This is a genomic window from uncultured Mucilaginibacter sp. (genome assembly GCF_903913935.1).
In the GTDB taxonomy this organism is placed as follows: Bacteria; Bacteroidota; Bacteroidia; order Sphingobacteriales; family Sphingobacteriaceae; genus Mucilaginibacter.
Genome location: NZ_CAIWNH010000080.1, coordinates 1 through 9606, shown reverse-complemented (window position 1 = coordinate 9606; position 9606 = coordinate 1). Strand labels below are relative to the sequence as shown.

Here is a 9606-nt window from a genome sequence, read left to right as displayed (position 1 = left end):
CATATTGAAGGGCTTGATGAGCCGATGCTGGAAAATACGGCTACGCAATTATTTGTAGAGACACCAAAAAAAATCGTTAGCGAATCCAGCAGCCCTGACCTGAGCCACATGTATTCCATTAACCCTTACCAGGGTTGCGAACATGGCTGTATTTATTGCTATGCCCGAAATACGCATGAGTATTACGGTTTCAGCGCCGGACTCGACTTTGAGCGAAAGATCATTACCAAACCAAACGCGCCTGAATTACTGGAGGCGTACTTCAATAAAAAAAATTACAAGCCCGTTTGTATCCTGCTTTCGGGGAATACGGATTGTTACCAGCCGGTTGAACGAAAATTGGAAATAACCCGGTCATTGCTGGAGTTGTTTTTAAAATACCGCAACCCGGTAAGCATTATCACCAAAAATAACCTGATTCTGCGCGACCTGGATATTATTACCGAGCTGGCCGCCCTTAACCTGGTGCATGTAAATATCTCCATGACGTCCCTGAATGAACAGCTGCGGCAAAAGCTGGAGCCACGCACCGTTACCGCTACCGGACGGCTGGTGGTTATTGAAAAGCTATCCGAAAAAGGCGTGCCGGTAAGGGTGATGGCGGCGCCCATCATCCCCGGGCTAATCAGCAATGAGGTGCCCAATATTATTAAAGCTGCGGCAGGCAGGGGCGCTTTGGCAGCCGGCTTTACTGTGGTCAGGCTGAATGGTAGCGTTGGCGAACTGTTCAGCGACTGGATCTTTAAAGCATTCCCTGACAGGGCCGAAAAAGTGTTGAATATGATCAGATCATGCCATGACGGTAAGCTGAACGACAGTAATTTTGGCCGCCGGATGAGCGGCGAAGGGCATGTGGCCGAATCTATCCACCAATTATTTAAAATGGCCTGCAACCGCTTTTTGGCCGACAGGGATATGCCGCCTTTTAATTATGACCTGTTTGTGCCGAGGAATGGGAAGCAGGTGAGTTTGTTTGGTGAGTAGAGAGTGGTGAGGGGTTATGTTTCCACCGGGTCGCTTCGATTATGGTGTACCTACGGCACACTAACGCTTTTTGGCATTTTTTCTACCGATATCTTGCTCCTAAGTAGCAGTTATAAAAATGAAGGCACCAGTATTTTATGATTCTATAACGCTTTGTATAGGTGACCGAATTCTATGACGCGTAGGGTCTACCGCTTTGTGGAAAAACAACCATTGCTATGCCTCGTAGAGGCTACCCTTATACATCTGTCAGGCAATTAAATATATTATAAAATGGGTTCAAATCCTTTAATAAATCAGCATTACGCAGACCACCATATTTTGGGCTTGAAATTACATGCGGCTACGGGTAGCCTCTACGAGGCAATTATATCTATTCTAATTTTTTTCTACAAACGGGTTATCCCTAACGGGATATTTTCTCAGCAATTCAAGAAATCGAGGTTCATTTTATATTATCACCCGAACATGGCGATACAGCGCCTGTTTTATTGATTTATTTACCAGTCCCGTAGGGACTAAATGTCGGTAGTAACAACAATTTAATAGTTGATCCGCGCCGTAGGTGCGCAACCCAGGCTGCATGCGTTATGCATTTCGCGTACTGATCAATCGCTCTATCAAAACCCCAATCGCAACCCCAATCGTGTAGCTGAGCAAATCACCCCAAAGAAAAACTTCGCCCAATATTAAACCGCCGAGAACTGTGTGCCTGATGTTGTTGATCCATGGCGCCTGGTACAACTGGCTGAACTCAATCGCGTAGCAAAACAGCAGGCTGGCGATCACGATAAATTTAGTGGATTTGCCGACAAACAGGAACCTGAAGCCGAAGTAAATCATTGTCGCCCATAAAATATCACCGATGAATAAGGGGATGCCTGCAATGTGCCGGGATAAAAGGCCGAGGATGATAGTGATGATGATCAGGAGAAACCAGGTGAGGCGTGTTTTCAATATTAGTTGGCTTTAAAAAGCATTACGATCGCGTTATCTTCGGGTTCTTTATAGGTTTTTGGATAGGTTATCAAAAGGCCCAGTTCATTCTCTGTTAATTTCCAAATTTTAAATCCAATGGGCTGGGCATCCTTGCTTTCGACAAATAACATATCATTGTCGATTTTGTAGGGAATTACTTCTTGCTTTTTATTTTTATCAATAAACCGCAGTTTTTGGTTATTTGTAAGGTCTAAAAACACCAATTGATTGTTGGCGTCAAAAGAGAAGCCTTTATTTAGATTTCGTTTTATCACATCAAATTTTTCAAATCTCCACATTTTGTGAATTGAAATTTCATTCAAATTGCCACTCTGATACTCAGACCCGACAACTACCAAAATAGCAATCAAAATAAAACTCGATTTACCTCTCATTATTAATTCCTATCTGAGAGCAATTTAACGATTCTACCTAATAAAACAGCAGGAAATGCTTTGAACAAAAATTTCCGTATCTTAAAAATACTTTAAACCATCAAAAAATGAAAATACCCAAATGTTTTAAGAAGTTGGCTCCACTTGTACTATTGTTATTCCTATCGTCAGGCTGTAAATTTTTTACCGAAGGCAAAAATAAGCTGAAGGCTTATTGCCCTGGCTTAAATATTGGGGTAAGCGGCGTCAGCTGGTCGGGGAACGCGGCGAGAGATGCTTATGTACTGGAATACGACAGGGATTCTCAAAAAAAAGTCGTTACTTATTTTGAAGACAAAACGAACGGCTTCGCTGACGTGAAAAACAGGGACTTTTACGATATTAAGATCAATGATGATGAAGTGATAGACAGAAACGACCATGTTTTGCTTAAAACCATTGAGAAAAGGAAAGGTACCGCAGAAGTGGTTTTTAATGAGACGACCAGGAGGATTATTATTGTGGAGGAATAAGAATGATGAATCGGCTTGACCATAAATGTACACTGAATTTAGTAATCCTTGTCTTTTTTGTCTTCTCTTCTTTTTGCTGTTCAGCGCAGGGGGATTACTTTTCAAAAATTGACCCGAGGGTGATGGCTAAAATACTTGATCTGAAAAAAAAGGATGCTAAAGTTATTGTTTGTTTCTATGAGCCATGTTACGGAGCAGTGTTTCCAGTCGGCAAAGATTCCTGTAATGTATATAACATTAAGTACCTGCTATGGTGTATTAACAACAAGTGCTTTATGCAAAGATTTGATGACTGTTGGGACTATCGCCCAATTGATATAGGTCCTACCTTAATGACGTTCCTTCAAAGTAATTACTTGGTGATTAGGGAGGAGAAATTAGCGAACCTGAAATACAGAGCGATTATAGATGGCAAAGATTCGATTCAGGAGATTTACGGCATCGATCATAGTTGTCACTACATATTTGAAGTTTATTTCGGTAACCACCAGTCAACTATCGATATAAATGATTTTGTTTTAGAGAAAACTGATTATGAAGGGCACCGCAATTTAAATTATGAAATAAATCAAAAATCCATGCAGAACAAATTGAAAAACCTTGCTGAAACACAGGTAGCAAAGTACAACCAGAACCTCTCCGACAAAAAACCTGTTAATAAATAAAATAGATAGCTATTACCCCTACTTCTTAATCGTATTCTTCACGGGCCTTGCAGCGGCAACGCTGGCAAAAGCATCCTCAGCTTCTTTTTTTGGTTTTGGCTGCGCGGCTTTTGCGGGCAGTTCGGCTAATACGGTGCGGCCGCCTTTTACTACCTGGCCAAGGTCAACTTTAATGGTTGAGCCAAGGGGTAAAAAAACATCCACCCTCGAGCCGAATTTGATGAAGCCAAACTGCTGGCCCTGCTCTACTTTGTCGCCTTCTTTTACATACCAAACTATGCGGCGCGCAAGCGCACCTGCTATCTGGCGGAACAAAACGGGCACACCGGCTGCGTTTTCAATCACGATGGTGGTACGTTCGTTTTCGGTGGAGGATTTGGGGTGCCAGGCCACCAGGTATTTACCCGGGTTGTATTTAAAATATTTAACGACTCCCGCAATTGGGTTACGGTTAACATGCACATTTACCGGCGACATAAATACCGAAAGCTGGATCCTTTTATCTTTTAAATATTCAGTTTCAGTAGTTTCTTCAATTACTACCACCTTACCATCGGCAGGACAAAGCACAATTTTGTCATCAGTTTCTACCGGGAAAATGGGGCTGCGGAAAAATTGCAGGATGATCACAAAAAGCGCAAAAGAAAGTATATAAACGATCCATTTTACTACATGGGCTTCGGGAAAGTAAAACTGGATCACGGCGTTCAACACAAAAATGAACAGTACGCACAGTGCTATAGAGGTATATCCTTCTTTATGGATGGTCATTGTTTAATTCTTTCTGCAAAATTAATAATTTTATTGGGTTAACAGAGACGAAGTAGTGTAATGAAATACACCGGGCAGTTCATCGGGCATACGGTGCATTTATATAGCAAAATTTCTTTATAAATCCAAGGTAAATTACAGAAAAATTACTGTGCCGGGTGTCCCAGGTGTATTCATCCGTGCCGGGTGGTTCATGCGGCCCAGAACTTTAATGCGGGCGCTGGCCAATCGTCTTTTTTTGTCGACCATGGTCCATGGGCTAAAAACCTAAGAAGCAATAAAATACAAATACATATATACAATAGGTGCTGCAAGGAACAGACCATCAAAGCGGTCGAGCAGGCCGCCATGGCCGGGCAGTATTCCGCCGCTGTCTTTCACGTTAATACTCCGCTTAAACATCGATTCCACCAGGTCGCCCAGGGTGCCGATGCAGGAAATGATAATAGCGATGGAAACCCATTGGTTCCATGGCAGTTCAACATAAAAGTGCGCCAGGATAAGGGCAACACCGGCACTGATGATGATGCCGCCGATAAAGCCTTCCCATGTTTTTTTAGGGGAGTGGCGTTCAAACAATTTTGTTCGGCCAAATTTCATTCCTACCAGGTAGGCGCCGGTATCGTTTGCCCAAAGCAATATCAAAAATGCAAGCGGGAAATGAAAGTCATATGCTCCCCTTACAAATGCCAGCGCATGGAAAAAAGTAAAAGGCACGATAACAAGTATAATACCCAGGTAGGTGTAGGCGATATTGTTAAAAGGAGTGTCCGACTTATTGTATAACTGCCGGATAAAAACCAGCGCCGAGGTGAGCGGCAGCAGGAACAGCAAGGAATGCGCAGCTTTGTAGCTGAGCAATAAAGTAATGTTATCAGAAAATATGAGCACAGCAATACCTGCAAAAAGAATCATACCGTTGATGATGCCCAGGGCGATATCGGGTTTTGCGGTGTTTTGGGTAACCAGTGTATAAAACTCGTACAGGCAAAATGCGCTCAGCACCAGGTAAAAAGGCATAAATACAAACTGACCCAGAAGTACGGAGGCCAGCATAACAATAACAAAGAAAAAGCCGGTAATGGCGCGTGTTTTCATAAATTAACCTGGTTAAGGATGATGACCTCAATCGCGTCGCTGAAATCCTCCTGGTGTATATATACTTCTATTTCACCAAATGTACGGTGAGATGAATCTTGTTTATTAATAATAACGCTTTCTACATAATAGCCGGCAAGCGCTTGTTTTACCATTTCTGCCTGGTAATAATTTGCTGAAGTAAAAATTTTAATCCAGTTCTTCTCCATCAACTTCAATGAAAGGCTTTTTTTCTAAAGCGATTTTGCGGTAGATCAGCATCAGCAATAATAAAAGTGCCGCGCTAATGGCATAACCAATGTAATTGAACAGGTGCTGGTCGTCCGGGTTATCCTTAATTATTTTATGCTGATAAAGGTACGTAACTACGACATCGGTTCCGTTATTTAAAAAATGTGCCCATACCGCCGGCCAGATACTGCCGCTCCATGCAACAAAATAACCAAACAGTACGCCGAGCAGCAACCGGGGCAAAAAGCCATAGAATTCCATATGGAAAGCGCTGAATAAAATAGCCGTTATCCAGACAGCGGCATGTACGTTATTGGTCCAGCGCACGAATATCGTTTGTATCACTCCCCTGAACATGAACTCCTCCACAATAGCCGTTAACAAACCTATCAGCAACAAATCCAGCAACATATCCCAGATGGTATTCATCCGCAGCATTATACCGGTTATTTTTTGGGCACTGTTCTCGCTATCCTTCATCCAATCCTCCAACCCTTTCAGATAGTCCGGTAGTTTCATTTTCAGGTTGATATTTGAGAGCAGTTCAATTGTCGGGTTCGATAGGAACATCAACAGGAAAACCAATACCAAAAGCCCCCAATGAAAGTTTATACCGGGTTTGATGTAATCATGTTCATCATTTACAATAACCTTTGCAAAAAATACCGGCGCTACAAAGATGGGTAGTGTTGTTCCAATCAACTGTAACACCCATAACGAATTGTTTAAATGGGGTGTTGAAGGATTTAAACTGGCGATGTCCATTATTCCCTTAATGCCATAAATACCGATAAGCGCAAAGTTGCAGATCAGCAGCGCGCCAATAAATACAGCGCTAAAAATCAGTAATTGAACGCCGGGGTGCAATTTATTTGCACCGTTTTTCAGTTGTTTATAGGGTGTATTTATCATCCGGCTTAAAATACGTAAATTTGCAACGAAGATAATGTATGTCGGTACAAATTGGAAATATTGATTTAGGAGAGTTCCCGCTGCTTTTAGCGCCAATGGAGGACGTGAGCGATCCGCCTTTCCGTTTTGTTTGCAAGCAAAACGGTGCGGATATGATGTACACGGAGTTTATCTCATCCGAAGGTTTGATCCGTGATGCTGCTAAAAGCCGGCAGAAACTGGATATATTTGAGTATGAGCGCCCTATAGGTATTCAAATTTTCGGCAGCGATATCGACCATATGCGCGAGGCTACCGAAATAGCTACGCTGGCTAAGCCCGACCTCATGGATATTAACTATGGCTGCCCGGTTAAACAGGTGGCCTGCCGCGGCGCCGGCGCCAGTTTATTACAGGATATAGACAAGATGGTAGCCATGACCAAGGCCGTGGTTGAAGCAACCCATTTGCCGGTAACAGTAAAAACAAGGCTCGGCTGGGACGATAATACTAAAAATGTAGATGAAGTTGCCGAACGTTTGCAGGATGTGGGGATAAAAGCCCTCACTATTCATGGCCGCACACGGGCGCAAATGTATAAAGGTGTTGCCGATTGGTCGATGATCCGTGATATTAAAAAAAATCCGCGGATAAAAATTCCAATTTTTGGAAACGGGGATATTGATTCGCCTGAAAAAGCTGCTGCCTGGCGCATGGAATTTGGAGTCGACGGGATGATGATCGGGAGGGCAGCTATTGGTTATCCGTGGATTTTCAGGGAGATCAAACATTATTTTAAAACCGGGGAACACCTGGATAAACCCACCATTGCCGAACGGATTGCTGCCTGCAGCACCCATCTGCAGAAATCTATAGAATGGAAAGGGCCAAAAACAGGCATTTTTGAGATGAGAAGGCACTATTCCAACTATTTTAAAGGGATAGAGCATTTTAAAGAATACCGAATGCAGCTGGTTACGGCCGGTACCCTGGAGCAGGTTTCGGAGATATTGGAAGAGATATCCAACGACCCCAGGTATACTCCTTTAGAAGTTGAAAGTCTTTAGGTTCAGGCCCTAAGTTCGTAAAAAGGGCTTATTGATTTAGCAATATATAAAAACTTAAAAAATTTATATTCAAATGGCTTGATTTTTGAGTTGATAGTATATATTTGAAAAATTGAAATGCTAACAATGGTTACCACAATTACAGACGGTGTTAAAGTTTCCGTAGAAACAATCTATCAGCCAGAATATTCCAACCCCGCAAACGACCATTTTATGTTTGCTTACAAAGTAACCATAGAAAACATGGGCACTTACGCGGTTAGGTTAATTTCTAGGCACTGGTATATTTTTGATTCGAACGGAGCAAAAAGAGAAGTAGAAGGCGAAGGTGTTGTTGGCCAGCAACCGGTAATTGAGCCAGGCCATTCGCATGAATATGTTTCCGGCTGTAATTTAAAAACAGATATGGGAAGTATGAAAGGCGAGTATCAAATGTCGCGCCTTATTGACAATTCACTGTTTAATGTTCAGATACCCGAATTTTACCTGGTGGCGCCCTACCGAATGAATTAAAAACGACAAAAATCACTTATACATAAAACCCCCCGACTTTTTAATCAGCCGGGGGGTTTTATTTTAAAAATATGTTTGTTGCAGTGTTATTTTAATTTTCTTTCTGCTTTTGTGGCTCCGGTTTTTGTTGCGGCCTTACGCGCTGCGGCTGCACCTTTTGTGGTTGTACACGCGGCGGCTGTACGCGGGGTTGGGGCTGCTTTGCTGCGCCATTATTTTGCGGTTTAACAGCATTTGGCTGGTTCGCTGGCCTGTTCGGGTTATTAACGTTCGGTTTCGGCTGGTTTACAGGCCTGTTCGGGTTATTAACATTTGGTTGATTATCAGGCTTGTTTGGGTTATTGCGGTTACCATTAGGGTTTTGATTACCTAACCTTGAGTTTGGAGCAACCTGTCCGCGCTCGTTCATCGGTTTGCCGCCAACTTTATCCATAACAGCAGCTGTTGGATGCCCTCCGTTTACTTTTGCAAACTGGCTTTTGTCCTGGCTGGCATGCTGCTGGTGACTCAATTGTTCGGCTGTTGGCTGAACGTGTTGTTCGTGCATAGCGGCTACTTCTTCGGGCCTCGGCCTGGCTTGTATACCGCCCGGTCCATTAAAACTGGTATGGTTATTTACGGTAACGTTATTAATAACAGTACGGTCAACATAAGTATTGTGTATTATGGTGGTGTTTACATTTACAACGGCTGTATTATAGCGGAAACGCCCGCCTTCCCAGTTGCCGCCGTAAAAACCAGCGCCGCCGTAACCATAACCATAATTAATGCCGCCGTAAAAGCCAACATGAGGCCCCCAATAACCGGCATGGAAACCGTATGCGGCGCCTTCGTAACCCCAATAGGCGGGTGTCCATAAATAACCAGGGGTTGGCGGGGCTACCCATACACCGGGTACCCAGTAATAACCGTCCTCATCATCATAAGCCCAATAACCGGGCTGCCATAGAAACCCTTCAACAGGACAGGCGGGCTGCACATACACCGGTAATTCAGGCGGGGCGATCCTGACGGAAATGCCTATACTCACCTGGGCATTTGCCGCAGATGCCGCAAAGAGCACCAGGCAAATTAGAAGGAATAATTTTTCAATCTTTTTCATTTTTAAGTATTTTCAGGGTATTAAATATTCAGTATTTGATAAGACAATAATCGGTCAATAATGTTTAAATATTTTTATGAAATCCTGAAACAAAGTACAGTTAGCGGCTGGCTTTTTATCGTAAACCTAAATTTGAACATTCCTGGATTGTTATTAAAATAAAAGAGGCCGCCTCATAAGTAAAATTAGGAGACGGCCTCTTAATAAGATGCATTCAAAGATCAGCGGTTATCTGCCTCCGTTTGGATGTTTTACTGGCTGAGCAGGACGTTGCTGCTGAGCAGGACGTTGCTGTTGAGCAGGTCGTTGCTGTTGAGCAGGACGTTGCTGCTGAGCAGGACGTTGCTGTTGAGCAGGTCGTTGCTGCTGAGCAGGTCGTTGCTGTTGAGCAGGACGTTG

Annotated in this window: 12 protein-coding genes; 5 read left to right on the top strand and 7 right to left on the bottom strand. The window is 43.2% G+C overall.

Features of this window, described 5'->3' with window-relative positions; all coding sequences use genetic code 11:
• Positions 1–984 (top strand): PA0069 family radical SAM protein (locus tag QZY09_RS03075; RefSeq protein ID WP_295667913.1); only part of this gene is annotated, 984 nt, incomplete at its 5' end.
• A 588-nt stretch (positions 985–1572) separates the two neighbouring features.
• Here QZY09_RS03075 and QZY09_RS03070 read toward each other — a convergent pair.
• The gene (locus QZY09_RS03070; protein WP_295667911.1) at positions 1573–1941 is read right to left on the bottom strand and encodes a DUF2809 domain-containing protein; all 369 of its coding nucleotides are present in this window, start codon (positions 1939–1941) and stop codon (positions 1573–1575) included.
• 2 nt (positions 1942–1943) lie between these two features.
• Positions 1944–2261: a hypothetical protein gene (locus tag QZY09_RS03065; RefSeq protein ID WP_295667909.1), complete on the bottom strand. Its 318-nt coding sequence runs from the start codon at positions 2259–2261 to the stop codon at positions 1944–1946.
• A gap of 203 nt (positions 2262–2464) precedes the next feature.
• On the opposite strand from QZY09_RS03065, the gene QZY09_RS03060 reads away from it, so the two are divergent.
• Complete coding sequence (locus tag QZY09_RS03060) at positions 2465–2869, top strand: hypothetical protein (RefSeq protein ID WP_295667907.1); 405 nt, start codon at positions 2465–2467, stop codon at positions 2867–2869.
• Between the two features lie 122 nt (positions 2870–2991).
• Positions 2992–3534, top strand: a complete 543-nt coding sequence (locus QZY09_RS03055; protein WP_295667906.1) for a hypothetical protein — start codon at positions 2992–2994, stop codon at positions 3532–3534.
• Between the two features lie 18 nt (positions 3535–3552).
• On the opposite strand, the gene QZY09_RS03050 is transcribed toward QZY09_RS03055, so the two are convergent.
• From QZY09_RS03050 to QZY09_RS03035, 4 genes are all read right to left on the bottom strand, one after another.
• Complete coding sequence (locus QZY09_RS03050; protein WP_295667905.1) at positions 3553–4305, bottom strand: phosphatidylserine decarboxylase family protein; 753 nt, start codon at positions 4303–4305, stop codon at positions 3553–3555.
• 267 nt (positions 4306–4572) lie between these two features.
• Positions 4573–5403, bottom strand: coding sequence for a phosphatidate cytidylyltransferase (locus QZY09_RS03045; RefSeq protein ID WP_295667903.1), 831 nt, complete (start codon positions 5401–5403; stop codon positions 4573–4575).
• Positions 5400–5612, bottom strand: coding sequence for a hypothetical protein (locus tag QZY09_RS03040; protein ID WP_295667902.1), 213 nt, complete (start codon positions 5610–5612; stop codon positions 5400–5402). The genes QZY09_RS03045 and QZY09_RS03040 overlap by 4 nt, the downstream gene beginning before the upstream one ends.
• Entirely contained in the window at positions 5593–6546 is a 954-nt protein-coding gene (locus QZY09_RS03035; protein ID WP_295667900.1) for a CPBP family intramembrane glutamic endopeptidase, read from the bottom strand. Before QZY09_RS03035 ends, QZY09_RS03040 begins: the two co-directional genes overlap by 20 nt.
• Before the next feature lie 38 nt (positions 6547–6584).
• Here QZY09_RS03035 and dusB point away from each other — a divergent pair, with 38 nt between their 5' ends.
• Positions 6585–7592 (top strand): tRNA dihydrouridine synthase DusB, encoded by a 1008-nt coding sequence (dusB, locus tag QZY09_RS03030; protein ID WP_295667898.1) that lies wholly within the window; start codon positions 6585–6587, stop codon positions 7590–7592.
• Positions 7593–7718: 126 nt separating this feature from the next.
• Complete coding sequence (gene apaG, locus QZY09_RS03025; RefSeq protein WP_295667896.1) at positions 7719–8105, top strand: Co2+/Mg2+ efflux protein ApaG; 387 nt, start codon at positions 7719–7721, stop codon at positions 8103–8105.
• Between the two features lie 91 nt (positions 8106–8196).
• Here apaG and QZY09_RS03020 read toward each other — a convergent pair whose 3' ends face one another.
• Positions 8197–9207 (bottom strand): hypothetical protein, encoded by a 1011-nt coding sequence (locus QZY09_RS03020; protein ID WP_295667894.1) that lies wholly within the window; start codon positions 9205–9207, stop codon positions 8197–8199.
• Positions 9208–9606: the final 399 nt, after the last annotated feature.

Bases quoted from the DNA above. Each gene is read 5' to 3' on its own strand.
- QZY09_RS03065 (WP_295667909.1), bottom strand. From the start codon at position 2,261: ATGTGGAGATTTGAAAAATTTGATGTGATAAAACGAAATCTAAATAAA.
- QZY09_RS03060 (WP_295667907.1), top strand. From the start codon at position 2,465: ATGAAAATACCCAAATGTTTTAAGAAGTTGGCTCCACTTGTACTATTG.
- QZY09_RS03055 (WP_295667906.1), top strand. From the start codon at position 2,992: ATGGCTAAAATACTTGATCTGAAAAAAAAGGATGCTAAAGTTATTGTT.
- QZY09_RS03050 (WP_295667905.1), bottom strand. From the start codon at position 4,305: ATGACCATCCATAAAGAAGGATATACCTCTATAGCACTGTGCGTACTG.
- QZY09_RS03045 (WP_295667903.1), bottom strand. From the start codon at position 5,403: ATGAAAACACGCGCCATTACCGGCTTTTTCTTTGTTATTGTTATGCTG.
- QZY09_RS03040 (WP_295667902.1), bottom strand. From the start codon at position 5,612: ATGGAGAAGAACTGGATTAAAATTTTTACTTCAGCAAATTATTACCAG.
- QZY09_RS03035 (WP_295667900.1), bottom strand. From the start codon at position 6,546: ATGATAAATACACCCTATAAACAACTGAAAAACGGTGCAAATAAATTG.
- dusB (WP_295667898.1), top strand. From the start codon at position 6,585: ATGTCGGTACAAATTGGAAATATTGATTTAGGAGAGTTCCCGCTGCTT.
- apaG (WP_295667896.1), top strand. From the start codon at position 7,719: ATGGTTACCACAATTACAGACGGTGTTAAAGTTTCCGTAGAAACAATC.
- QZY09_RS03020 (WP_295667894.1), bottom strand. From the start codon at position 9,207: ATGAAAAAGATTGAAAAATTATTCCTTCTAATTTGCCTGGTGCTCTTT.